Source organism: Cytobacillus sp. Hm23 (assembly GCF_051842895.1).
In the GTDB taxonomy this organism is placed as follows: domain Bacteria; phylum Bacillota; class Bacilli; order Bacillales; family SM2101; genus Nanhaiella.
In genome coordinates, this window is sequence record NZ_JBPXRQ010000007.1 from 151,906 (window position 1) to 176,449 (window position 24,544).

At 36.6% G+C, this 24,544-nt stretch carries 25 protein-coding genes; 1 reads left to right on the plus strand and 24 read right to left on the minus strand.

Annotated elements, in window-relative coordinates:
- From ACSVDA_RS06130 to sdaAB, 22 genes are all read right to left on the minus strand, one after another.
- Positions 1–786 (minus strand): ribonuclease HII, encoded by a 786-nt coding sequence (locus ACSVDA_RS06130; protein ID WP_485881691.1) that lies wholly within the window; start codon positions 784–786, stop codon positions 1–3.
- Between the two features lie 545 nt (positions 787–1,331).
- The gene (ylqF, locus tag ACSVDA_RS06135; protein WP_485881693.1) at positions 1,332–2,186 is read right to left on the minus strand and encodes a ribosome biogenesis GTPase YlqF; all 855 of its coding nucleotides are present in this window, start codon (positions 2,184–2,186) and stop codon (positions 1,332–1,334) included.
- A 22-nt stretch (positions 2,187–2,208) separates the two neighbouring features.
- Positions 2,209–2,742, minus strand: a complete 534-nt coding sequence (gene lepB / locus ACSVDA_RS06140; protein ID WP_485881695.1) for a signal peptidase I — start codon at positions 2,740–2,742, stop codon at positions 2,209–2,211.
- Positions 2,743–2,815: 73 nt separating this feature from the next.
- Complete coding sequence (rplS, locus tag ACSVDA_RS06145) at positions 2,816–3,160, minus strand: 50S ribosomal protein L19 (protein WP_214482781.1); 345 nt, start codon at positions 3,158–3,160, stop codon at positions 2,816–2,818.
- Between the two features lie 134 nt (positions 3,161–3,294).
- Positions 3,295–4,032 carry a tRNA (guanosine(37)-N1)-methyltransferase TrmD gene (gene trmD, locus ACSVDA_RS06150; protein WP_485881697.1) on the minus strand — a complete coding sequence of 246 codons (738 nt, stop codon included), beginning with the start codon at positions 4,030–4,032 and terminating at the stop codon, positions 3,295–3,297.
- A gap of 2 nt (positions 4,033–4,034) precedes the next feature.
- Entirely contained in the window at positions 4,035–4,550 is a 516-nt protein-coding gene (rimM, locus tag ACSVDA_RS06155; protein WP_485881699.1) for a ribosome maturation factor RimM, read from the minus strand.
- Between the two features lie 12 nt (positions 4,551–4,562).
- A complete protein-coding gene (locus tag ACSVDA_RS06160) occupies positions 4,563–4,949 on the minus strand; it encodes a YlqD family protein (protein WP_485881701.1) in 387 nt (128 codons plus the stop codon).
- A 571-nt stretch (positions 4,950–5,520) separates the two neighbouring features.
- A complete protein-coding gene (locus ACSVDA_RS06165; RefSeq protein WP_214482659.1) occupies positions 5,521–5,751 on the minus strand; it encodes a KH domain-containing protein in 231 nt (76 codons plus the stop codon).
- A gap of 14 nt (positions 5,752–5,765) precedes the next feature.
- A complete protein-coding gene (rpsP, locus tag ACSVDA_RS06170) occupies positions 5,766–6,038 on the minus strand; it encodes a 30S ribosomal protein S16 (protein WP_485881703.1) in 273 nt (90 codons plus the stop codon).
- 94 nt (positions 6,039–6,132) lie between these two features.
- On the minus strand, positions 6,133–7,476 hold the full coding sequence (gene ffh / locus ACSVDA_RS06175) for a signal recognition particle protein (RefSeq protein WP_485881705.1): 1,344 nt from the start codon (positions 7,474–7,476) through the stop codon (positions 6,133–6,135).
- A 15-nt stretch (positions 7,477–7,491) separates the two neighbouring features.
- On the minus strand, positions 7,492–7,824 hold the full coding sequence (locus ACSVDA_RS06180) for a putative DNA-binding protein (RefSeq protein WP_214482656.1): 333 nt from the start codon (positions 7,822–7,824) through the stop codon (positions 7,492–7,494).
- 87 nt (positions 7,825–7,911) lie between these two features.
- The gene (gene ftsY / locus ACSVDA_RS06185) at positions 7,912–8,901 is read right to left on the minus strand and encodes a signal recognition particle-docking protein FtsY (RefSeq protein WP_485881707.1); all 990 of its coding nucleotides are present in this window, start codon (positions 8,899–8,901) and stop codon (positions 7,912–7,914) included.
- A gap of 613 nt (positions 8,902–9,514) precedes the next feature.
- The gene (gene smc / locus ACSVDA_RS06190) at positions 9,515–13,078 is read right to left on the minus strand and encodes a chromosome segregation protein SMC (protein WP_485881708.1); all 3,564 of its coding nucleotides are present in this window, start codon (positions 13,076–13,078) and stop codon (positions 9,515–9,517) included.
- Between the two features lie 295 nt (positions 13,079–13,373).
- Positions 13,374–14,090, minus strand: coding sequence for a ribonuclease III (gene rnc, locus ACSVDA_RS06195; protein WP_485881710.1), 717 nt, complete (start codon positions 14,088–14,090; stop codon positions 13,374–13,376).
- 152 nt (positions 14,091–14,242) lie between these two features.
- Complete coding sequence (gene acpP, locus ACSVDA_RS06200) at positions 14,243–14,476, minus strand: acyl carrier protein (protein ID WP_214482652.1); 234 nt, start codon at positions 14,474–14,476, stop codon at positions 14,243–14,245.
- A 253-nt stretch (positions 14,477–14,729) separates the two neighbouring features.
- Positions 14,730–15,473: a 3-oxoacyl-[acyl-carrier-protein] reductase gene (gene fabG, locus ACSVDA_RS06205; RefSeq protein WP_485881712.1), complete on the minus strand. Its 744-nt coding sequence runs from the start codon at positions 15,471–15,473 to the stop codon at positions 14,730–14,732.
- Between the two features lie 4 nt (positions 15,474–15,477).
- Complete coding sequence (gene fabD, locus ACSVDA_RS06210; protein WP_485881714.1) at positions 15,478–16,419, minus strand: ACP S-malonyltransferase; 942 nt, start codon at positions 16,417–16,419, stop codon at positions 15,478–15,480.
- A 23-nt stretch (positions 16,420–16,442) separates the two neighbouring features.
- The gene (plsX, locus tag ACSVDA_RS06215; RefSeq protein ID WP_485881715.1) at positions 16,443–17,429 is read right to left on the minus strand and encodes a phosphate acyltransferase PlsX; all 987 of its coding nucleotides are present in this window, start codon (positions 17,427–17,429) and stop codon (positions 16,443–16,445) included.
- 16 nt (positions 17,430–17,445) lie between these two features.
- Complete coding sequence (gene fapR / locus ACSVDA_RS06220) at positions 17,446–18,012, minus strand: transcription factor FapR (protein ID WP_320208660.1); 567 nt, start codon at positions 18,010–18,012, stop codon at positions 17,446–17,448.
- Positions 18,013–18,100: 88 nt separating this feature from the next.
- Positions 18,101–20,149, minus strand: coding sequence for an ATP-dependent DNA helicase RecG (gene recG, locus ACSVDA_RS06225; protein WP_485881717.1), 2,049 nt, complete (start codon positions 20,147–20,149; stop codon positions 18,101–18,103).
- The gene (gene sdaAA, locus ACSVDA_RS06230) at positions 20,142–21,029 is read right to left on the minus strand and encodes an L-serine ammonia-lyase, iron-sulfur-dependent, subunit alpha (RefSeq protein ID WP_485881719.1); all 888 of its coding nucleotides are present in this window, start codon (positions 21,027–21,029) and stop codon (positions 20,142–20,144) included. The genes recG and sdaAA overlap by 8 nt, the downstream gene beginning before the upstream one ends.
- A gap of 42 nt (positions 21,030–21,071) precedes the next feature.
- Positions 21,072–21,734: an L-serine ammonia-lyase, iron-sulfur-dependent subunit beta gene (gene sdaAB, locus ACSVDA_RS06235; RefSeq protein WP_320208657.1), complete on the minus strand. Its 663-nt coding sequence runs from the start codon at positions 21,732–21,734 to the stop codon at positions 21,072–21,074.
- Positions 21,735–22,046: 312 nt separating this feature from the next.
- Between sdaAB and ACSVDA_RS06240 the strand changes: the two genes are divergently transcribed.
- Positions 22,047–22,196, plus strand: coding sequence for a hypothetical protein (locus tag ACSVDA_RS06240; RefSeq protein ID WP_485881721.1), 150 nt, complete (start codon positions 22,047–22,049; stop codon positions 22,194–22,196).
- A 180-nt stretch (positions 22,197–22,376) separates the two neighbouring features.
- On the opposite strand, the gene ACSVDA_RS06245 is transcribed toward ACSVDA_RS06240, so the two are convergent.
- Positions 22,377–24,047: a DAK2 domain-containing protein gene (locus ACSVDA_RS06245; protein ID WP_485881723.1), complete on the minus strand. Its 1,671-nt coding sequence runs from the start codon at positions 24,045–24,047 to the stop codon at positions 22,377–22,379.
- Positions 24,048–24,062: 15 nt separating this feature from the next.
- Complete coding sequence (locus ACSVDA_RS06250; RefSeq protein WP_320208655.1) at positions 24,063–24,425, minus strand: Asp23/Gls24 family envelope stress response protein; 363 nt, start codon at positions 24,423–24,425, stop codon at positions 24,063–24,065.
- Positions 24,426–24,544 lie beyond the last annotated feature (119 nt).

Below are 24,544 nucleotides of genomic sequence, written 5' to 3' on the forward strand. Positions count from 1 at the left end.
TTACACCTCACTGACAAGTTCTAATGTCTCACGCACTGGGCTAAACGTTTTACGGTGTTCTCTCGTTACTCCAAACTGCTGTAATGCTGTGACATGCTCTTTCGTACCATACCCCATATGCTTTTCAAATTGATATTGAGGAAACTCTTCTGCTAAGTTTATCATTATCCTGTCCCGGGTTACTTTTGCGACAATAGAACTAGCTGCGATTGCAATACTTTTCGAATCTCCTTTGATAATAGATAACTGGGGTAAGTCCATTGACAACTCCATCGCATCAATTAATAGGAAGTCAGGCTGTATTGTAAGGTCTTCAATAGCCTGTTTCATCGCATGTTTTGTTGCTTGATATATATTTACTTCATCTATTTTTTGTGCTGAAACGATGCCAACACTTGTCGCTACCGCATGTTCCATAATATACTCATACAAATATTCTCTTTTCTTCATTGAGAGCTTTTTCGAGTCATTTAACCCTGGTAAATAAAAGTCTTTAGGCAGTATCACAGCTGCAGCGACAACTGGACCAGCAAGCGGCCCCCTACCAACCTCATCTATACCTGCAATGCTGTTATACCCTTGTTCATATAAGCTTTGTTCATATGTACTCATCTCGCTAAATAACTGTCGTTGTGTGTGATGTTCCTCCTGTTGCTTCAGCCACCTAGTCAACAGCTGTTGAACACCTTTTCGGTCATCATCCTCGCATATTTTAATAATTGGATCTTTAATATTAGTCGTACCATCTAAAATTTGTTTTATTTGTTTAACAGTAAGTTTATTCATTCTTAATCACTCTTTCAATATGGCTCTTTGCGTTTATTGTCACTCCGTTAAAATCAATAACAAAATGAGGTCTAATGTGATTGTAGATGTATGTTTAAGGCAAAGATGCCAAAGTCTCTTCTCGTGTTGATCTTTTAGAAGGAAAATCAAAGCAATGTGCAAACATCATTGCCTAAACTCCGTTGCTATCGTCTTTAAATTAGAACAGTAAGAAACTATTATTTGCGTCTATCATCTTTTAGAGATACGACAAACACTAGTTAGTATCTAATGTGTTTTTCTTTCTTCATACGAAAAACAACAATCAATGCTACAACAGCTTATTCATTATATCGGTTCTAAATAAAAAAAATAAAGGCTCGCTAACATAAGCGAGCAAAACAAGATAAGCTCAGATAAGCTAAATCCTTACTGAGCAAGGTCATTTGATTACAATTGTTACACAAAGAACAGGGCTATTGACTTTGTCACCTACAACAAGTACTTAAGTCACCCTGAAGCAATTGACAAGAGGTGCTATGTATATGACCTCTTTAAACACTTTGTTACTCGTATTCGGCAGGACTTTCGAATGTTAATGGTCCAAGTTTTTCTGAGCGTATTTCTCTTAAGACTAACTCAGATACTTTATCGTAATCTATTATCCCACCAGCCATGATACAGCCTCGTCTTTTGCCGATTTCATCAAAGGTTATGACGATGTCATCGTGAATTTCTTGCAAATTGTATCTATCTTTCAACCGATCTGGATATTGATTGCTTAAAAATCTTAAAGCGTATACAGTAATGTCTTGTAAGTTTAAAATCGTATCTTTTATGGCACCTGTTGTAGCAAGCTTTAACCCAACAGCTTCGTCCTCAAACTTCGGCCACAAGATACCCGGAGTATCTAAGAGTTCTAATTCTTTACCAACTTTAATCCACTGTTGCGCTTTTGTTATTCCAGGTCTATCACCTGTCTGAGCAATTTTTTTCTTTGCTAGACGATTGATTAACGTTGATTTACCTACATTAGGAATTCCTACAATAACAGCTCTAATTGGACGTGGTTTCACGCCTTTTTGTCTCAGTTTATCAAATTTGTCTTGTAGCATTTCTTTTGAAATGGCAACAATCTGCTTCATTCCTTTACCTGATTGAGAATCAATTGGTATAGCTCGATCCCCTCGTTGTTGAAAGTAATCTATCCACTCTTTTGTTTTACTCGGATCAGCCATATCAGCTTTATTAAGTAAAATAAGTCTTGGCTTATTACTAATCATTTCATCAACCATTGGATTTCTTGAAGAAGCTGGAATACGTGCATCTACAAGCTCAAAGACGATATCTATGAGTTTTATTTTTTCAATGACCTGGCGTTTTGCTTTAGCCATATGCCCCGGAAACCATTGAATTGTCATTTTTTCATTTCATCCTCTCTTACTAGTTTGCTATCCTTATTTTAGAAAACGGCCAATACACAACACTAGTTTTTCCAAGGACTTCATCAATAGGTATCGTTCCAATATGGCGACTGTCTCTGCTTGCACGACGATTGTCTCCTAAAACAAATAACTCTCCATCCGGAACTGTAACTTCAAATGGGTCTGTAAGAGGTGTACCTGCTATTAACTCTTTCTTTTTTTCATCTAAATATGGCTCCTCAAACTTTTCACCATTAATATAAAGAGTATCATCTTTATATTCTACATGATCACCTGGCAAGCCAATCACTCTTTTTATATAATCTTTTTCAGCATTAGCATGAAATACAACGATATCGAAGCGATGAGGTTCGCCGATTGTATATGAGATTTTATTGACAATCATTCTGTCTGTATTATTTAAGGTTGGCATCATTGACTCTCCATCAACGACGATGGGTGCGAAAAGAAAGTATCTGATGACCGCAGCTAACAATATGGCAATAATTAAGGCTTTAACCCACTCAAACAATTCATTTTTTTTAGTTGTCATAACGCTACCACCTATGCTTTTTAATCTTATATATGAAAAAAGAGCTTGATAGACAAGCTCCTTTTTAGTTCTATTATCGAATTTCTTTAATACGCGCAGCCTTACCTCTAAGGTTACGTAAGTAGTAAAGTTTTGCACGGCGTACTTTACCACGACGAATTCTTTCAAGTTTAGCAATTTTAGGTGAATGTAATGGCAATGTACGTTCAACACCTACACCGTAAGATACTTTACGGACAGTAAATGTTTCGCTAATCCCGCCACCACGACGCTTAATTACTACACCTTCAAACACCTGGATACGCTCACGGCTACCCTCGACAACTTTAATGTGTACACGTACAGTGTCACCAGAACGGAATTCAGGAAGATCTGATCTTAACTGTTCTTTTGTGATTTCTTCAATTAATTGTTGCATCGTTTTCAACTCCTTCCACAGATGTTCATTCCAATGTTTTACATTACAGCGGAACATCAGTCATCCGTAACATAAAGATATTCATCCTTAGTCACAAAAAACATCATAGCATAAAAATGAATGACATGCAATAACTAGCTTTGTTGTTTTTTTAACTCGTCTAACCATTTTTTTTGTTGGGGTGTAAGATCAGCTTGATTCAATAGATCTGGTCGGCGAAGTAGTGTACGCCTCAAAGATTCTTTCTGACGCCACTCTGAAATTCTTTGATGATTCCCAGATAATAAAACATCAGGCACTTGATGATCTTGGAAGTTTGCTGGTCTTGTGTATTGCGGATGTTCAAGCAAACCCATAGAAAATGACTCCTCAACAGCTGATTCATCATTCCCCAACACTCCAGGAAGGAGTCTAACAACACTATCAATAACGACCATCGATGCCAATTCTCCACCTGTCAAAACAAAATCACCAATGGATATTTCGTCAGTAACTAGATGCTCGCGTATTCTTTCATCGTACCCTTCATAATGGCCACAAATGAACACAAGATGATCCTCAGTTGATAGTTCTTTTGCCTTACTTTGATTAAACTTCGCACCTTGAGGGCACATTAATATGATTCGAGGATCCGTATTTATATCTTTGCTCAAGTCTTCGATGGCTGAAAAAATAGGTTGTGGGGTTAATACCATGCCTGCCCCACCACCATATGGATAATCATCAACTTTCCCATGCTTGTTAGTCGTATATTCACGAAAATTAGTTGCTTTTAATGATACAGCTTCTTTGTCTTGTGCTTTTTTTAATATAGAATGACCGAATACGCCTTCAAACATTTCAGGGAACAATGTCAGAATGTCAATCTTCATATTTAAAGTAACCCCTCTAATGGTTTAATAATAATCTTCTTGTCATGAATATTAATATCTAGCACAATTTCATCGATATAAGGAATGAGGATTTCTTGATTATGATGTCCTTTGACGACCCACACATCATTTGCACCTGGTGTTAATATTTCCTTAACTGTACCTAGTTCTTTCGCCTCATCTGTATATACATGGCAACCGATAATTTCATGGAAATAAAATTCACCTTCATCAAGTTCACCTAGTTGATCCTCAGGGACTTTTAGTAAGGAGCCCTTATATTTCTCAACTTCATTAACGTTGTGGTACCCCTCAAATGTCAAAAGATCAAAATTTTTATGCAAACGATGGCTTTTAATTACAACCTCGATAGGTTGATTATTTTCAGCTGTAAAAATATAGAGCTTATTCCCAAGCTGATAACGTTCTTCTGCAAAATCTGTCTTAGAAATGACTCTTACTTCTCCTTTAATACCATGAGTATTAACAATTTTTCCAACATTATACCACTTGCCCATTTAACTTCACCTCTATCTCATTTCTACTACAATACCTTCCTTGATAATAATTGTTTTCTCATGAGATATGTCGTCCCAACTATCACCAACATTTATATCGACAATGGCCTGCACTTCTTTTTCTCTTAATTCACTGCCAATAGGTAAAACCTCTAGCTGTTCAATTTGAAAATCCAAAACTTTTATTTTATCCAGCCTCGAATTTATTTCTCGTTCAAAATATGTATGTAGTGTTGATGCCTGATACTTCTTATTATTTTCCATCTTCTTTCGTTCAAATCGTAGCTGATCACATTCTTTTTGCAATTGAAATTTTGACTGTTGAAACTTATCTAGTAGACCGTCTTTACTTTTCTCAGTGAGTACTTGCTTTACAATTATATTTTGTATAATTTTCATGGCAACCATCCCTTTAATAGGTTCGTTCTACCCTTATTGTGCATTGAAACTCACGTTAACTGTACCTGTATACCCATAAGTATAACAAAGAAATATATCGTTCTCATTCAAGCTTAGTACTTCACCCATACACACGAAATCTTTTGACTTCATATGGTTGGGTGAAGTGACGACCTTTGTTAGTAGTTTTCTCTTCTCTAAACAAAGCACGTCTAAAATGTAAAGAAAGGGAGGAGGTTACCCCCCACCCTTTTCTCTATATGCGGATGTTCAAATCGTCCGGGAAATATATCTGTCGAATTACTGCGTTGGCTTGTTTTTCCGCGCCTCATGTACCCTTTAAACGTACACTTTGGTGCTCAAACCCACGCCGCCTTGTTCTTCTCCGACCTTTTTCTCCTCCCATTTGAACACGTACAATTAGCGGATGTTCAAATCGTCCGGGAAATATGTGTGTCGACTACACTTGTCACGTCATGCTGATCGCACCATTGCCACAGGTTGTGGCTTTGGTTAGAGAGACTTACTGTCGTCATTATTCCCGTTCATGTGATTTGTTTTAACATTGCTATTAGTCATTAATCTCTAGATGAATTCGTTTCTTTTCACTTGCACCTGCTGCATAAACAACAGTGCGTATCGCTTTTGCCACTCGACCTTGCTTACCAATTACTTTCCCCATGTCTTCTTTATGGACAGATAAATGGTATGTTATGTTGCGTTCATCAGATGTTTCTTTCACCAATACATCATCCGGATAATCGACAAGGGCTTTTACGATCGTTTCAATTAACTGTCTCATCCGATTCACAAATGTTACTTACTGTTTCTAGCATTATGGAATTTTTCCATAATCCCTTGTTTTGAGAATAGATTACGAACAGTATCAGATGGTTTTGCTCCATCTTGCATCCACTTAAGAGCTAACTCTTCATTGATGTTTACTTGAGCTGGTTCTGCAACTGGGTTGTATGTTCCAACTGTTTCGATGATTCTACCATCACGTGGTGAACGTGAATCTGCTACTACAATACGATAAAAAGGAGATTTTTTTGCTCCCATACGTTTCAAACGAATTTTTACTGCCATTATAAGCACCTCCGAAAATATTTCACACAGAATAGTATATTATCAAAAAATCAATATGTTTGTAAAGTGTTTTTTCTTAACAGTATTATTTTCCCTACATAAACGGGAATTTCATACCCTTCTTCTTACTTTTGGAGGACATGTTGGTCATTTGTTTCATCATTTTCTTCATGTCCTCGAACTGCTTCAACAAACGGTTAACTTCTTGAACAGAAGTTCCGCTTCCTTTTGCAATTCGCTTCTTTCTACTTGCATTAATAATCTCTGGCTGGACTTTTTCAGCTTTCGTCATCGAGCGAATAATAGCCTCAACATGACCAATTTGCTTTTCATCCACCTGAACGTTCTTTAGACCTTTCATTTTGTTTGCTCCAGGTAACATATTAATTAAGTCATCTAGAGGGCCCATTGAACGAACTTGGGATAGTTGTTCTAAAAAGTCATCAAACGTAAAGGACATTGTCCTCATTTTTTGTTCTAACTCTTTAGCTTTATCTTCATCAACTGTAGCTTGAGCTTTTTCAATTAATGTTAGTACATCCCCCATACCTAATATACGAGATGCCATGCGCTCAGGATGAAATGCTTCAAGCGCATCAAGCTTTTCTCCCAAACCAACAAATTTAATTGGTTTACCTGTAACAGCTTTTACCGATAATGCAGCACCACCACGTGTGTCTCCATCAAGCTTCGTCAAAACTACACCTGTAATTCCAAGTTGGCTATTAAAGCTTTCAGCTACGTTAACAGCGTCTTGACCTGTCATTGCATCGACGACCAAGAAAATTTCATGAGGGTTTGTTACCTCTTTGATTTGAGCTAGCTCATCCATTAATGCTTCATCGATATGGAGTCGCCCAGCAGTATCAATAAGAACATAATCATTATGTTGTTCTTTTGCTTGTGCAATTGCCTGTTTAGCTATTTCCACCGGACTCACTTGGTCACCAAGAGAGAAAACCGGCATATTCAGCTGTTTCCCTAACGTTTGTAGTTGTTTTATAGCAGCAGGTCGATAAATATCAGCAGCTACTAAAAGTGGATTTTTGTTGTATTTTTTTCTAAGTAAATTGGCTATTTTCCCAGTATGAGTTGTTTTACCTGCACCTTGTAACCCTACCATTAAGATAACAGTTGGCGGACGATTTGCTACTGCAATTTTACTTTGCTCTCCACCCATTAGTTCAGTCAGCTCTTCTTTTACTACTTTAATAACCTGTTGACCAGGGGTTAAACTCTTCATAACCTCTTGACCGACGGCCCTTTCACTGACTCGTTTCACAAAATCCTTAACAACTTTAAAGTTAACGTCCGCTTCTAATAATGCAAGACGCACTTCTCGCATCATCGCTTTTACATCTGCTTCCGTTACTTTTCCTTTGCCTGTGATTTTCTTAATTGTATTTTGCAGTCGGTCGGCTAATCCTTCAAATGCCATTTCTGTGCCGCTCCCTTACTCTAATTTCTCGAGTTCATTAAGTACTGCAAGCTGTTTTGTATTGTCCTGAACGCTACTTGACATGATTTCTTTCAGATCAGAAAAAAGTTGTTGACGTTGCTGAAATTTTTGAAATAACAACAACTTCTCTTCATACTGTTCAAGCATCGTTTCTGTACGTTTAATGTTATCATATACTGCCTGGCGACTAACATTAAACAGTTCAGCAATTTCACCAAGGGAAAAGTCGTCTAAATAATATAAAGACATATAGCTTTGTTGTTTTTCCGTTAACAACGAATGATAAAAATCATATAGATAATTCATTCTTGTCTTTTTTTCAAGCATAGTCTTTCCCCCTATGTTAAGTGAATTACCTTTACAAATTGTACTAGGTCGAATCATTAATGTCAAGTTTTTTTCTTAACAGCTCTTTTATGCTTCAGTATCTGCGATTAAACCAGCAAACAAGCCATAGACGTATTGTTCTGGATCAAATTGTTGTAAATCATCAACTTGTTCCCCAAGACCTACCAATTTAACAGGAATTGATAGCTCGTTTCGAATAGCCAATACGATACCTCCCTTTGCAGTACCATCTAACTTTGTTAAAACAATTCCTGACACATCTGTTGATTCTGCAAATTGCTTAGCTTGGCTCATAGCATTTTGACCTGTGGTAGCATCTAAAACGAGTAAGACTTCATGAGGAGCTCCGGGAACTTCCCGTTCGATCACACGCTTTACCTTCTCAAGTTCTTTCATTAGATTAACTTTGTTTTGCAATCTACCTGCTGTGTCACATAATAAAATATCAGCGTTGCGCGCTTTAGCTGCCTGAACAGCATCGTACATAACTGCAGCAGGGTCAGAGCCTGGAGATTGTTTAATTACATCCACACCAACTCTATCTCCCCATACTTCCAGTTGGTCTATAGCACCAGCACGAAATGTATCTCCTGCAGCCAATAATACTGACTTTCCTTCATTTTTAAATTTATTTGCAAGCTTTCCAATCGTAGTCGTTTTCCCTACACCATTAACTCCAACGAATAAAATGACAGTTAAAGATTGCTCTTGAATATTTATCTTAGCAGATAAATCGTCCTGCCCTTCATAAATTTCAACTAGCTTTTCTGTTATAACATCTTGAACTTCTCTCGTGTCCTGTATATTTCTACGTTTTACTTCCATTTTTAATTCATCAATTAATTCCATTACAGTTGCTACACCTACGTCTGCTCCAATTAAGATTTCTTCCAACTCATCAAAAAAATCTTCATCTACAGACCTGTATCTAGCAACAAGGTCATTCACCTTTTCTGAAAAAGAATCCCTTGTTTTCGATAAACCATCTTTAAATTTTTCTGTTACAGAATCTGTCTGCTTAGTAATTTTTTCTTTTAATTTTTTAAAAAAGCTCATATTTGTTCTTCCCTTCTTATTTCATAAAGTAGTTGCTCAAGTAACTTTTAGTTAGGCTGTTTTCTCATTGATTGTTGTTTATCGTATTTAGAAAGAACTCCTATACAACTAGCCTTCGTGTCATCTTTTCTTCTGAACAACAATGAATAACTATATAAACCACTTTTTATAATACTAATTTGATTACAATAGCAACAAAATTTACGAAAAGATCCTTTAGTTAATATCAAGTAATCGCTTCTTTTACTGTAGGCAGTTTTCTCATTAATTGTTGCTTTTCGTTTTAAGAGTTAATCACGTATACAATTAGCGTTCAGTGACATCTTTTCTTTTGTATAACGATGAATAGCAATATAAACCAGTTTTTATAGTACTAATTTGATTACAATAGCAACAAAGTTTACGAAAAGATCCTTTAGTTAATATCAAGTAATCGCTTCTTTTACTGTAGGCAGTTTTCTCATTAATTGTTTCTTTTCGTTTTAAGAGTTAATCACGTATACAATTAGCGTTCAGTGACATCTTTTCTTTTGTATAACGATGAATAGCAATATAAACCAGTTTTTATAGTACTAATTTGATTACAATAGCAACAAAGTTTACGAAAAGATCCTTACTTAACCAATTCAGCAGTTTCACCTAGTCGAACTGAAACTAGCTTAGACACACCCGATTCTTGCATCGTAACTCCATAAAGAACATCAGCTTCTTCCATTGTTCCTTTTCGGTGAGTAATAACTATAAATTGTGTATCTGAGCTATAACGTTGTAAATATTGTGCAAAACGATGGACATTAGCTTCATCTAGAGCAGCTTCTACCTCATCCAAAACACAAAATGGAACAGGACGAACCTTTAAAATTGCAAACAATAATGCTATAGCAGTTAAGGCTCTTTCTCCACCTGATAATAAACTTAAATTTTGAGGTTTTTTTCCTGGTGGTTGTGCAATAATTTCAACTCCAGTATTTAATAAATCACCTGGATCTGTAAGCTTCAATTCTGCCCTTCCACCACCAAATAATGCTTGGAAAACAGGCTCGAAGTGAGAACTGATATTGTTAAATGTTGTTTGAAACCTTCGCTTCATTTCATCGTCCATTTCATCGATAACCTGATATAATGTGTCCTTTGCTTGTAGCAAATCTTCCTTCTGCTCTTGTAAAAAGGAATAACGCTCATTCACACGCTCAAACTCATCAATTGCACCAAGATTAACATTTCCAAGTTCATCAATTGAAAGCTTAATTAATTTTACTTTCTGCCTAGCTTCCTCTATATTCAATTCCAAAGGGTACCGTTCTTTCGCAGCCTCAAAAGTTAACATATATTCTTCTCGTAAGTGAGTTAATCTGTTTTCTAATTCCACGTCTAAACGATTGATTTTTACTTCTTCATCGCGTAAAACCTCTACAAGCTGCTTATATTGTCGTTTTTGTTCTTTCGCTTCGCGCTCCTGATCCTCTAACTTCTGCTGTAAATGTAGCCGTTGATCGCGACGTTCAGCGATAAGTTGAACAGTAGCTGATTTATCCTGTTTCTTTTTTACAGCTTCAGAGACTAAAACCTCTTCACCCGATGAGTTTGAACTCATTTCATTTTGTAGTAATGAAAGGTCCTCCTTCGCTTCCTGCAATTTATCTTCAATTTCAGCAATAGCATGTAATGTGCGACCTGCTTTCTCTTGATGATTCGCTAACAGCTGCTCTTGGCTTGCTAATTCAACCTTTAATTCCGTTATTTCTTTTTGTAATGATTCCTTTGATATTTGTTGGTCATTCTTTTCTAAAGTAAGTTTTTCAATTTCTTGATCAAGATTTGTCACTTGGTTTTCTATGACGCTCACTTGTTCTTTAATCGCTCTTGTTCTTGCATTCATTTCATCCATTTGTTGTGAGAAATTTTCTTTTTCAAAGTCGTAAACAGTTAAGCGATCGTTAACATTTTTTTCTTCTATTTCAAGCTCTCGAATTTCTCCTTTTATTGACTGCTCACTCAAACGAAGCGTATTTCCCGTTTCACGTAAAACTTCAAGCCCTGCCTCGTCTTCTTTAATGGTGTCCTTCAGTTCCTTTACTTGAGCTTCAAGCTGTGAAGTCTTTTGCTCCATATCAAGTACTTTCACTGAAAGCTCTTCAAGCTCACGTCCTCTGCTTAATAACGAATTTGATTTTTGTTTTACTGCCCCACCTGTCATGGACCCACCAGGATTTACAACATCACCTTCAAGTGTAACGAGGCGATACCTGAATTGTAATTGTCTTGCTAAATCATTTGCACCTTTTAAATCAGTAGTAATGACTACTGTCCCTAGTACGTTTTTCAATACAGCGCTATACTTTTCATCAAATGTTATTAAGTCTGAAGCAACCCCTACATATGATGGATGGTTTTTTATTTGATTTAGTTGCAGATCTGAAATCTTACGCTCTTTGATGACCGATAATGGTAAGAATGTAGCCCTGCCATATGAGTTTTTCTTTAAATAACTAATAGCTTGCCTAGCATTTTGTTCATCATGAACGACAATATGCTGTGTTGCTGCTCCCAAAGCTATTTCTATAGCAATTTCATACTCCTGAGGTACTTGAATTAATTCTGCGATAGCACCTTCAACACCTTGCAAATGTTTATCTCTAGCTTTTAATACTTCTTTAACACCATGAAAAAATCCGGAATAATCTTCTTTGATTTCTTCCAACATTTCTTTACGAGATTTAGTCTGCTGCAAGTACTGATAAGCTTGATAAAGTAAATTCTCCTTCTTTTGGTACTTGGTCTTCAATTGTTCCAGGTTTGTTTGTTTATTTCGAAATGTACTAATTTGATCGTTAATTTCTTCTTGAACTTTCGAAATTTTAGTTTGGAGTAGTATTTTTTGATCATTTGTTTCTTTTCGTTGAATAATATATTTTTCATTTACTTCTTCTAAGTGTGATTTACGGACATTTTGTTGTTTCAACTGATCTTCAATATTTGTAAGTTCATTATTCAAGGCAGCTTTCTTATTTAATAATTCAATATAGTCACTTTTTAACCCTTCAATTACGTCTTCAATATTTTGATCATAAGATGCAAACATTTGTGTTTTCTGCTTTAAGTCAAGCTGCTTAACATTAACATCTTCTTCATATTGTTTAAGTAGCTGAGCTTCTTCATCTCTTTGAGCTAAATGCTCGTGTCTTTTTATCTCAAATTCATCAATTACTTTTTCTAATTGTGTTCTATTTTGGGAGGCGTTTTTCTTGCGCTCCTTCAGTACTTCTTTCCGGCCTTCTAGCTTTTCTAATTCTTCACTAGCGAGCAGTAGTACTTCTTGAAGATCATCTATAGATTCATCAAGTGCGATTATTTGCTCACGGTGGTGCTCTATTTCAGATTCTAATTTCTGTAAAGAAGAAGAGGACTCGATTTCATCATTTTTATGTTGTTGAAATATACTACGAAGATCCTCCCATTTTTTATGAAGGTCTTCTACTTCAAATACTGTTAAGGCAACCTCAATTTTTTCGAGGTCCTCCTTCTTTTCAATATAATCTTTAGCAATTGATGATTGAATTTCTAGTGGCTCTATTTGACCTTCAAGCTCGTGGACGATATCAGAGACACGATGTAAATTCTCCTGAGTCTCAGCTAATTTATATTCTGCTTTTTTCTTGCGAGTTTTATATTTTAACACTCCAGCAGCTTCTTCAAAAATTGAGCGCCTTTCTTCAGCTTTACTGCTCAAAATTTCTTCTACTTTACCTTGGCTTATAATTGAAAAAGCTTCTCTTCCAAGACCTGAATCCATAAATAAATCAACAATATCTTTTAATCGACACTGCTGTTTATTTATTAAAAACTCACTTTCTCCTGAACGAAAAACTCTCCTTGTAACACTTACTTCATGATAATCTATTGGTAAAAACTGGTCTTCATTGTCTAATGTTAACGTTACTTCTCCTATATTCAATGGTTTTCTTGAGTCACTACCTGCAAAAATAATATCTTCCATTTTCGCTCCACGTAGAGATTTTGCTGATTGTTCCCCTAATACCCATCTAATAGCATCGGTAATATTACTTTTTCCACTGCCGTTCGGTCCAACTACTGCAGTTACACCTGGCACAAAATCAATAGAAACTCTTTCTGCAAACGATTTAAATCCAACGATATCTAACCGTTTGAGGAACATGAATATCCCTCCTATTACGTAAAAATTCTTTTATTATGACGTGTGTACACTTGATCATCTCTGCCTAGCACAGGCAGCATTTCATGATTAGTATTATAATTTACTTAATTTGGTATGTGTTGTTTATCAGTGGCTATCTTCGCATCTTTCCGAACTAAGACATTAATACGTTCACAAATAAAGTTCTTTCGCATCTTATCTTTTGCTTTAGCTTCGAAATAAATGTTGAAATAGCAACAAGTTATACGAATAGAGCCTTTTTAAAAATACCCCCATAAAGGGGGCATTAATGGTGTTATAATGATTCTTTTACTTTTTGCAAAGCCTTTTTCGCAGCGTTTTGCTCTGCTTCTTTTTTTGATTTCCCCCTACCTTCACCAAGTGTTTTGTTATTTATACAAACTGAAGATACAAACTCTCGATTATGAGCAGGACCGTTTTCCTGTAAGATTTTATATTCGAGTGAACCAGCTCCATCTCTCTGAATTAATTCTTGAAGCTGACTTTTATAATCCATCGTATGAGAAAAAGCACCATCATTTATTTTAGGAAAAACAACCATATCTAGAAAGGAACAAACAGCGTCAATTCCTTGATCTAAATATAATGCTCCAATAAATGCCTCAAATACATCCGCTAATAATGCTGGTCGTTCTCGTCCACCAGTTAACTCTTCTCCTTTACCTAGCAAAACTAGCTTACCGAAGGATAGCTCATTTGCAAAAGAAACAAGAGAAGATTCACAAACTACAGCAGCACGAAGTTTCGTTAATTTGCCTTCACTTAGCAATGGGTATTTTTTGTACAAATATTGGGATATTGTTAACTCAAGAACTGCGTCTCCTAAAAACTCTAATCTCTCATTATCTTCATAGAGCCGTTTTCGATGCTCATTCACATAAGATGAATGCGTAAATGCTTGCAACAACAATTTTTTATTTTGAAATCGAAAACCTATTTTTTCTTGAAATTCATTAAATTTCGCGTTCTTTTCAATACCTGTTTTTCTCATGTTATTTTAGGTACCTCCAACAAAACTTGATGTTCGGAATTGTTCATTTATAGAGGTTGATCAATTGCACTTTATTGCCTATGTACTAAAATGGCACCTATTATGATGATAAAGTCCCGCCTTAAACGGGACTTTTAATAGATAAAACGGAATTATTGCTGACCGTTTATGTAGTTAACAGCGTCACCAACTGTAGCTATCTTTTCAGCATCTTCATCGGAAATTTCCATATCGAATTCGTCTTCAAGCTCCATCACTAGCTCTACTACATCTAGGGAATCAGCACCAAGATCATCTTTAAATGAAGATTCTAATTTCACCTCTGACTCTTCAACTCCAAGGCGATCAACGATAATCTTAGTTACACGTTCTAAAACATCTGCCATTATTGCTCACCTCCCCTCAAATATTATAGTGTATTTTCATACAAAAAACTAGTTGTATTATTTTAAAAGGCTGTTTTCGTAGCGATTGTTGTTTTTCATTCTAAGAGATCACGTCTTTCTAAAACGTTCGTCGTACCTTCTCTTCTTTTTAGGACAATCGGATAATAATATCATCTAGCTGTTCACATTGTGTTTAAAAATCAACAAAGTTTACGATAACAGCCTTATTAAAAGCACCTTTTTGTCAAACTCTTTACATGACCATTCCGCCATCAACATGCAATGTTTGCCCAGTCATATACCCACTTGCTTCAGAAGCTATAAATGCCACAACAGCTGCTACGTCTGTCGGTTCACCAAATTTCACAAGTGGAATTTGTTTCAACATTTCATTACGAATATCTTCATTTAATTCATCGGTCATATCAGTTGTAATAAAACCTGGGGCTATTGCATTTACTGTAATATTTCTACTTGCTAGTTCCTTAGCAGAACTTTTTGTTAAACCTATCACACCCGCTTTTGCAGCAACGTAGTTTGCTTGTCCAGGGTTACCTGCTACTCCAACCACTGAAGCAATATTTATTATTCTTCCAGCTCTTTGCTTCATCATTTGGCGGGTAACAGCCTTTGTACAATTGAATACGCCCTTTAGATTTGTATTAATGACAGTATCCCACTCATCTTCTTTCATTCTCATTAACAAGTTATCCCTTGTTATTCCGGCGTTGTTTACTAGAATGTCTAGCTTGCCAAATTTAGAGATTACATCTTTAATCATAGAAGATACCGCTTCAGAATTTCCAACGTCGGCTTGAATCGCGACTGCTTCAGAACCAAGTGCTTTTATTTCATCCACCACTTCGTTTGCCCTTGCTTCACTTCCTGCAAAATTTACTACTACGTTAGCACCTTGCTTCGCTAGTTCTAATGCAATAGCACGACCAATCCCTCTAGATGCTCCTGTCACTAAGGCAATTTTTCCTTGCAACGTCATATTTTTATTCCCCTTTCAATCTTTCAATTGTCAATAACATTGACTCTTCATCATTTATTGAATAGGCATTAACCCTTCTGTTTACCTTTTTGATGAGTCCTGAAAGAACTTTACCAGGACCAATTTCTATAAAGGTATCTACACCATTATCAAGCATGTATTCTACAGACTGTTGCCACAAAACTGGAGAATATAATTGTTCAATTAAAGCTTGCTTTATTTCAGTGTTCTTTGTTAATGGCTTTGCATGAATGTTCGCTACTACTGGAACCTTTGCATGATTAATTGTTATTTCGTCCAATATGTGATCGAATTTATTAGCGGCTGGTTGCATGAGTGATGAATGAAATGGTCCACTTACAACTAAAGGGATGACGCGTTTTGCACCTTGTTCTTTACATTGTTTCGTTGCGATTGATACTCCCTCAGCTGTTCCAGAAATAACAATTTGACCAGGACAGTTCAAATTTGCTAGTTGAACTGGATATCCATCAGCTGTGATTTGGGTTGTGATTTCTTGCAACTGACCTTGTTCCATCCCTAATACAGCTGCCATTGACCCTTCTCCAGCAGGAACAGCTTCTTCCATTAATTCGCCTCGCATCCTTACTGCATATACTGCATTTTCAAATGACAATGCTTCGGCAGCCACTAGTGCGCTATATTCTCCTAAACTATGACCCGCAACAAAATCAGGTCGTATATTTTCTTCTTTGAACCGTTCAAGAATAGCTATGCTCGTCGTTAATAAAGCTGGCTGTGCGTTCATCGTTAACGTTAATTTATCAGCTGGACCTTGGAAAATAAGGTCAGTTAGTGAAATACCTAGTTTTTCATCAGCTTTGTTAAAAACAGCTGCAACATTGTCATATTTTTGTGCAAGGCTTTGTCCCATACCAACAATTTGTGAACCTTGGCCTGGAAAAACAAATGCAATTTTCCCCATATGATCATTCCTCTCTTTACTAATCAATCAATAGATTCAACTTGTTGCTTTATCAATTCAGTAACATTGTTATCAACGATATCTTTTGCTTGACGAATAGCGTTAAAGATCGCATTGGCGTCAGAAGAACCATGTGCTTTAATTACTGGAGCTTTTAAACCAAACAACCCAGCTCCACCGTATTCTGAATAATCCATTTTTGCTTTTAAATCTAACAGTTGAGGCTTTAATACAGAAGCTGCAAATTTGCTCTTAAAATTGCTTGTTAATGTTGTTTTTAACATAGAAAAAACTGATTGTGCTGTTCCCTCAATTGCTTTTAATGTAACATTACCTGTAAAGCCGTCTGTTATAACTACATCTGCAACCCCTTCTAATAAGTCTCGCGCCTCAACGTTACCAATAAAGTGTAATGGCGTTTTTTCTAACAAGGAAAAGACTTGCTTCACGAGATCGTTACCTTTATTCTTTTCTGTCCCTATATTTAACAAGCCCACTCTAGGTGATGGAACACCCCGTACTTTCTCAGCATAAATCGATCCCATAATCGCATACTGTAGCAAATGCTGAGCTTTGGCATCCACATTAGCTCCAGCATCTAGCATTAAAAAACCACGTCCATCTGCAGTTGGTAATGTTGGAGCTAATGCAGGGCGATCAATTCCATCGATTCTACCGACTATGAATAAACCCGCTGCCATGAGAGCACCCGTATTCCCTGCAGAAATACAAGCATCCGCACGCCCTTCTTTCACTTCTTTTGCCATAAGTACCATAGAGGCGTTTTTCTTTCTACGAACTGCCCTTACAGGCTCATCAGTTGCTTCAATTATTTCATTGGCATGTATTATGGAAAGACGTTTCTGTTCAGAAACATATGTCTTAATTTTGTCTTCATCCCCAATTAAAGTAATATGTAAGCTAGGGAAAGCTTCTAGCGCTTTTAGTGTGCCTAAAACAATTTCTTTAGGTGCATGGTCACCACCCATTGCATCGATTGCGATTCTCATTTGTTGGACCTACCTTTTAATTACTTTTTGAACGATACATTTCAAATTCCCCTGAAAATACCATTTCTGCTCCGACAAAGCTGTTTACTTCTACTATTGTTCTCCCTTTCTTCTTATCCAATCCTTTAACTTTGGCTTTAGCTATCACGCGCTCAGTTTCTTTTACTTGGCGCATGAAACGAATTGTTGCTTGCGCAGTTAAAGCTAGTTCATCATTAATAACTGCAACCGCAAGGGAGTTAGCTTGAGCAAAAAGATGATGACCACGCATAATCTTATTTCTTTTAAAAACGTGTTCCTTTTCTACATCAAATATTGAAATAGCACTTTCATCAGGAACAATATCTACAATTTCTCCAATTACCTCTTCAATCGGAAGCGAACGAACTTGTTCATCAAAATTCTTTTCTGCCACATATTTTATTCGCTCTCGCAATTCAGGAATCGATAACTCCATTCGATCGAGTCGTATCGTTTGGATGCTCACTGAAAATTTTACTGCTAATTCTTCGTCGGTGACGAATGGATTTTCAGTTATTGTCTGTTGCAATTGCTCCTGTCGTACTTTTTTATTTTTACGCATATGAGAAAACACCATCCGTATTATTATGACTAGGTACTAATAGTAGTATATAATCAAATGCTTCAATTTGCAAATAATCAATCTGTTATTAATCCAGTTTTTCTCCATGTAAAGCACCGGTTTGTTGCAAATAATTTCTTAGTGCCTCATACTCATTATTTTGCCAAAATGCCGTTGATTGAATAAGCTTAGCAGCATCATCTCTTGCTACTTCCAATGCACGATAATCATGTACCATATCAGCGACTTTAAACTCTGGCACACCACTTTGCTTTTTACCAAAGAAATCACCAGGCCCACGAAGTTCTAGGTCCTTTTCAGATAGCTTAAAACCATCATTTGTTTCTGTCATGATATTCATTCGTTCTTTACCTACTTCTGATTTTGGGTCCGCTAGCAATATGCAATAAGACTGATTCTCACCACGACCAACACGGCCTCGAAGCTGATGTAATTGTGACAACCCGAAACGATCTGCATCATAAATCAACATAAATGTGGCATTTGGAACGTTTACTCCAACTTCAACAACAGTTGTTGAAACAAGCACTTGAACGTTATTTGTACTAAAGTCTCTCATTACAGCTTCCTTTTCAACAGAAGGAAGTTTACCATGCATTAGTCCAATATTATATTTATTGCTAAAATATTGTGTCAAAATACTATGGACATCTATCGCATTTTGCACGTCCAATTTATCAGATTCTTCAATGAGCGGACAGATGATATAAGCTTGTCTCCCTTTGATCAGTTCTTGCTTCATGAACTCAAGGACTCTCTCTAGCATGTCGTGTCTTGCCCAGTATGTTTCTATCTCTTTTCTACCAGCTGGCATTTCGTCTATTACTGAAACATCCATTTCCCCAAAAACAGTGATTGCTAGAGTTCGAGGGATAGGCGTAGCAGTCATAAATAGAACATGGGCATTTTCACCTTTTTCTCTTAAAGTTCTACGTTGTGCTACTCCAAAACGATGCTGTTCATCAGTAATAACAAGACCTAATTTATTAAATGAAATCTCATCTTGAATTAATGCATGTGTTCCGACGATAATATCGATTTCACCACGTGTTAGTTGGTCAATTATTTCTCTACGCTTTTTCCCTTTCACGGAGCTCGTTAACAGCTCAATACGCATTGGAAAGGCACTAAATAACTGCTTCAATGAGTATTCATGCTGTTCTGCTAATATTTCCGTTGGAACCATCAAGGCTCCCTGATATCCTGCCAACACAGTTGCATAAAGCGAAATCGCTGCTACAACAGTCTTTCCAGATCCAACATCACCTTGTAATAACCGATTCATACGGTAAGGTGTTGCTAAATCACTTGTAATTTCGTGGACAACACGATTTTGGGCATTAGTTAGTGGGAAAGGTAACTGGTCAATAAAGCTGTCAAGCTCATTTTTTGAATATTCCATCACTACACCTACAGATTGTTCCCTCTCGAACTTTCGAAGTGTTTGCATTTGTAATTGAAATTGTAAAAATTCTTCGTAAACGAATCTTCTTCTTGCTTGTTTTAAATCTTCATGTGATAAAGGTATGTGAATCGCTTGTATAGCATCTTTCTTTCCAACTAATCGATATTTTTGTAGTAAAGAGCTAGGCAAATTTTCTTCAATTAATGTGCTATATTGATTTAATGCTAAAGACATAAATCTTCGCATTCCTTTAACAGTTACCTTCCCTTTAATTGTATAAGTTGGCTCTATCTCACTATTTTTTTGATGAGGTGAGAAAGAAAGTTCGCTCACTGTAATTGTTTGGCGATGCTGATCCCATTTACCAGTAACTGTTATGATTGCATTGATAGCAAGCTGTTTTTTATAATACGGTCTATTAAAGCATGTTACCGTAATTAAATACCTTCCGACAAGCAAACGAAATGTGAGTCGAGATTTCTTTTTCCCATAATAAGTTAGAGAAGGTTCACTATGGACCTTCCCTTCCACTGTAACTTTTTCTTCATGTTTTACATCAGCTAAATCCCGCAATTGATAGTCTTCATATTTGTAAGGAAAATACTCAAGGAGATCTAATACGGTTTGTATACCCATATCATTTAATGATAGTGCTGTTTCTTCACCAATCCCTTTAATTGAAGTTACTAAGTCTGTTACTTCCTTACTCACTTGTACCTAGCGAAACGCCAAATATTTTTTGTTCAAGCTCTTTACCAGTTGGCGTTGCCGCTAACCCTCCTCGCGCTGTTTCTTTTAACGAAGTTGGCATATTTTGACCAATTTGATACATAGCATCTATTACTTCATCACAAGGGATTCGACTCGTTATACCAGCTAATGCCATATCTGCTGCAACCATTGCATTTGCAGCCCCCATCGCATTCCTTTTTACACAAGGAACTTCTACTAACCCTGCAACTGGGTCACAAACTAAGCCGAGCATATTCTTTAATGTAATAGCCATCGCTTCAGCTGATTGACTAGGTGTTCCCCCTGCCATTTCAACGATTGCTGCTGCTGCCATTCCAGCGGCTGAACCTACCTCAGCTTGACATCCACCTGCTGCACCTGAAATTGATGCATTGTTAGCTACTACAAAACCGAAAGCTCCTGAAGTGAATAAAAACTCAACCATCTGTTCTCTAGATGGATTTAGTTTATTTTTGACAGCAAAGAGTGTGCCCGGTACAACTCCTGCTGAACCAGCAGTGGGTGTAGCACATATCGTTCCCATTGCAGCATTAACTTCGTTTGTCGCTACTGCTTTACTTACTGCATCCAAAATCGTTTCACCTGATAAGAAATTTCCTTTTTGTATATATGATTGTAATAATAATGCGTCTCCGCCTGTTAATCCAGAAAATGATTTTACTCCTGAAAGACCCTTCTCAACAGCTTTTTCCATAACCTGTAAATTCTTTTCCATTTGATCGAGTATTTCAGAACGACTCTTTTGCTTTACTTCCATCTCTTGTTGAATCATCACTTCAGAAATTTTCACATTCTGCTCATTCGCTAACTTAATTAACTCAGCTACGTTACGAAACATTTAGATTTCCCCCTTATATACTTAGCTGGACATATTCTTTTCTTAATCTACGATTTTCGTCACTTGTAATATATTCGGAAGTGAATCAAGCTCATCTAAAACAAATTGCTCAATATTTTGATCTAGTTCAATTGTCATTAATGCAAGCTTGCCTTTTTCTTTACGTGAAACTTCCATATGTCCAACGTTAATCTTAAATTTTGCCAATACGTTGGCAACAGCAGCTATCGCTCCAAATTTGTCATTATGAGCAATGAGTATGGCTGGATGATGACCGGATAGCTTAAGTTCAAATCCATTAAGTTCAATAATTTCAATTTTCCCACCGCCGATGGAAATACCAACTAGCTCTAATTCTCCATCATCATCTCCTATACGTACCCTTGCAGTATTAGGGTGGTCAGTAATAGCTTCTGCTCTTCGGAAAATAATATTTATGCCTAACTGATTGGCAATATCTAGGGACGATTTAATTCGTTCATCATCTGTCTCAAAGTCGAGCAGTCCACCAACAAGTGCAATGTCAGTACCATGTCCTTTATACGTTTCAGCAAAAGACCCATAAAAAGATATTTGTGCCCACTTCGGCTGACGTCCAAATAGACTTCGCGCAACTTTACCTATTCTCGCAGCACCTGCAGTGTGTGAACTTGATGGACCAATCATAATAGGGCCGATAATATCAAATACACTTTTATATTTCACAATAAACTTCTCCCTTTATTATCATATTTGAGATGCACTAAAGACTAATAGCATCCAGACAGTACTGGTGCCATTTCAATGAATGCGCTTTCTGACATCGAGTGCATTGGTGAAGCAACCTCGATGGGGTTAGCACCTGAGCTAGACAACATATATAAATGCAACACCTTCAATTATTATAAGGTTCTTTTCGCATACTTGTTCCTATAATTGAGGATAAAGACGTGGTTTACCACAACGCTCATTCCGAAGGTGTGTAAACTTATTATTAATAAAAGTTCTTTTCGTAAACACTGTTGCTATTTTTACTAATTGAACAATATAATCAATGTTATGAGAGCTCACCATAAATTTAAAGTAGAAAAGATGCTACAAAAGCTAGATGAATACAGCGTATATATCTTAGAACGAAAAGTAACAAGCTATGCGCAAACAGCATTTGAAAAACAACATTCAAAGTAAAAACAGCCGGTTACAATTACGTAGCTGCTTGTTAGTACTTTACCTATTATAAGTGCTTCACCCATTCACCTAAGACTTTATCTTTGGAGAATGGGTGAAGAAGCTCTAGCGAAGAAGAATATTAGCTAGATTAAAATGAAATAGCGTATATGATTGTTATAATTTGTTAATCTACTCCAATTATTCTATAGCAAAAACAAATGAATATAGAGGCTGTTTCCCATTATGCACTTCAACTTCAATTTCTGAATGCTGAGCTTCTATATAAGAGACAAGCTCCTCTACTTCGTCTTCAGCAGCATCTTCACCGAAGAGAATCGTGATAATTTCATCATCTTCATCTATCATATTGTCGAGCAATTCTTTCGCAACAGCTACTTTGTCTTCATTCGTTACATCAATCTTGCCATCATTTATTCCCATAAAATCGTTTTTGGATATATCTAAGCCATCAATATTCGTATCACGAATGGCATAAGTAACTTGTCCAGTTTTCACACCACTTAGTGCATCTGTCATTAACTGTTCATTTTGAGTTAATTCGATTGTCGGGTTAAAAGCCAGTAATGAAACCATACCTTGAGGTACTGTTTTAGACGGAATGACTACTACATTTCCCTCAATAACTGTAGCTGCTTGTTGAGCAGCTAAGATGATATTTTTATTATTCGGTAAAATAATAATATTATCGGCATTTACTTCATTTATCGCATTAACAAAGTCTTCAGTACTCGGATTCATCGTTTGTCCGCCCTCAATGACAGAATGTGCGCCAATGCTTTTAAATAAATCTGCAACTCCTGACCCCATTGCTACTGCAATAATTCCATAAGGCTTTTGTTGAGCAACCTCTCTTGGCTGTATTATTTCTTCCGTAGTGTTAACTATATTACTATGTTGCTCTCTCATGTTTTCTATTTTCATATTAATTAAAGAGCCGTATCGTTTCCCATATGACAGTACTTCTCCTGGTTCTTCAGTGTGAATGTGGACCTTCACAACCTCTTCATCGGCAACAACTAATAATGAATCACCATGTGCACTTAAATCATTACGAAATTGCTCTTGAGAAAAAGATGGTGTATCTTGGTTGTCTTCACTAAACTTCACCATAAATTCTGTACAATACCCAAATTCAATATCTTCTGTATCCATATGGCTTTGTATACTTTTATGATGTTCTGCGTTAATTAATTCAGTCATAGTAGGGATGGTAGATGATTGTATAATTGTTTCTTCTTTAAGTTCCGCCAAAAAACCTTCATACACAAAAACAAGGCCTTGACCTCCACTGTCAACAACCCCAACTTCCTTTAATACTGGTAACAATTCAGGCGTTCTACTAAGAGAAGATCTCGCTTCCTTCACAATCTCTTCCATTAACAGGATTATATCTGTTTCATGTTCAGCTACTGAAAGCCCTCGATTTGCAGCATCCTTTGCGACAGTTAAGATCGTTCCTTCAACAGGTTTCATCACAGATTTATAAGCAGTTTTTACTCCTGAGGCAAACGCTTCCGCAAACTCCACGCTATTAATACTTTCCTTATGTTCTATCGCTGTAGCGAACCCTCGAAAAAGTTGAGATAATATAACACCAGAATTACCTCTCGCGCCCATTAACAAACCTTTTGAAAGCGATTTTCCTACTTTCCCAATATGGTCGGAAGTAACGTTAGTAACTTCCTTTGCTCCAGACGACATAGATAAATTCATATTAGTTCCAGTGTCACCGTCTGGAACAGGAAAAACGTTTAGTGCATCCACTAGTTTTGAATGATTAGCTAAATTTTTAGACCCCTGGATGACCATTTTAATAAAACGTTCTCCACTTAATTTCGTTAAAGACAAGATGTTTCCTCCTTACTATGCGTTCGTAACACGAACTCCTTGTACATAAATATTTACAGCATCTACTGCTAGTCCGATTGTTTGATCTAACGTATATTTCACTTTTGTTTGTACATTATTTGCAACCTCGGAAATCTTCGTTCCATAACCAACTATAATATACATATCGATCTGAAGGTTATCATCCTCTTGTCGAACAATGACTCCCTTGGTAAAATTATCTTTGCGTAATATGTCCGTTAAGCCATCTTTAATTTGATTCTTTGATGCCATACCAACTATCCCGTAGCAGTCTATTGCAGCTCCGCCAGCAATCGTTGCAACCACATCGTTCAAGATTTCAATCTGCCCGTATTTTGTTTTTAGTTCAATGGACATAAACGTTCCTCCTTTGGAATTGTACACCTGATTAAGGTCATTTTACTATAATAACAATTTTTTTAAAAGTAATACTGTAAATTAGCCGACGGCTAATTATAATCTGCCCCAATACGTAT

What these genes read in the sequence shown, in the direction of transcription:
- ftsY (WP_485881707.1), bottom strand. Translation starts at nt 8,901, where the DNA reads ATGAGCTTTTTTAAAAAATTAAAAGAAAAAATTACTAAGCAGACAGAT.
- rplS (WP_214482781.1), bottom strand. Translation starts at nt 3,160, where the DNA reads ATGCAACAATTAATTGAAGAAATCACAAAAGAACAGTTAAGATCAGAT.
- ffh (WP_485881705.1), bottom strand. Translation starts at nt 7,476, where the DNA reads ATGGCATTTGAAGGATTAGCCGACCGACTGCAAAATACAATTAAGAAA.
- rimM (WP_485881699.1), bottom strand. Translation starts at nt 4,550, where the DNA reads ATGGGCAAGTGGTATAATGTTGGAAAAATTGTTAATACTCATGGTATT.
- ACSVDA_RS06250 (WP_320208655.1), bottom strand. Translation starts at nt 24,425, where the DNA reads ATGTCCATTGAACTAAAAACAAAATACGGGCAGATTGAAATCTTGAAC.
- sdaAA (WP_485881719.1), bottom strand. Translation starts at nt 21,029, where the DNA reads ATGTTTCGTAACGTAGCTGAGTTAATTAAGTTAGCGAATGAGCAGAAT.
- ACSVDA_RS06160 (WP_485881701.1), bottom strand. Translation starts at nt 4,949, where the DNA reads ATGAAAATTATACAAAATATAATTGTAAAGCAAGTACTCACTGAGAAA.
- plsX (WP_485881715.1), bottom strand. Translation starts at nt 17,429, where the DNA reads ATGAGAATCGCAATCGATGCAATGGGTGGTGACCATGCACCTAAAGAA.
- fapR (WP_320208660.1), bottom strand. Translation starts at nt 18,012, where the DNA reads ATGCGTAAAAATAAAAAAGTACGACAGGAGCAATTGCAACAGACAATA.
- smc (WP_485881708.1), bottom strand. Translation starts at nt 13,078, where the DNA reads ATGTTCCTCAAACGGTTAGATATCGTTGGATTTAAATCGTTTGCAGAA.
- rnc (WP_485881710.1), bottom strand. Translation starts at nt 14,090, where the DNA reads ATGAGAAAAACAGGTATTGAAAAGAACGCGAAATTTAATGAATTTCAA.
- ylqF (WP_485881693.1), bottom strand. Translation starts at nt 2,186, where the DNA reads ATGACAATTCAATGGTTTCCGGGGCATATGGCTAAAGCAAAACGCCAG.
- lepB (WP_485881695.1), bottom strand. Translation starts at nt 2,742, where the DNA reads ATGACAACTAAAAAAAATGAATTGTTTGAGTGGGTTAAAGCCTTAATT.
- ACSVDA_RS06165 (WP_214482659.1), bottom strand. Translation starts at nt 5,751, where the DNA reads ATGAGACAGTTAATTGAAACGATCGTAAAAGCCCTTGTCGATTATCCG.
- ACSVDA_RS06180 (WP_214482656.1), bottom strand. Translation starts at nt 7,824, where the DNA reads ATGCTTGAAAAAAAGACAAGAATGAATTATCTATATGATTTTTATCAT.
- ACSVDA_RS06130 (WP_485881691.1), bottom strand. Translation starts at nt 786, where the DNA reads ATGAATAAACTTACTGTTAAACAAATAAAACAAATTTTAGATGGTACG.
- trmD (WP_485881697.1), bottom strand. Translation starts at nt 4,032, where the DNA reads ATGAAGATTGACATTCTGACATTGTTCCCTGAAATGTTTGAAGGCGTA.
- fabG (WP_485881712.1), bottom strand. Translation starts at nt 15,473, where the DNA reads ATGACGTTGCAAGGAAAAATTGCCTTAGTGACAGGAGCATCTAGAGGG.
- fabD (WP_485881714.1), bottom strand. Translation starts at nt 16,419, where the DNA reads ATGGGGAAAATTGCATTTGTTTTTCCAGGCCAAGGTTCACAAATTGTT.
- acpP (WP_214482652.1), bottom strand. Translation starts at nt 14,476, where the DNA reads ATGGCAGATGTTTTAGAACGTGTAACTAAGATTATCGTTGATCGCCTT.
- rpsP (WP_485881703.1), bottom strand. Translation starts at nt 6,038, where the DNA reads ATGGCAGTAAAAATTCGTTTGAAACGTATGGGAGCAAAAAAATCTCCT.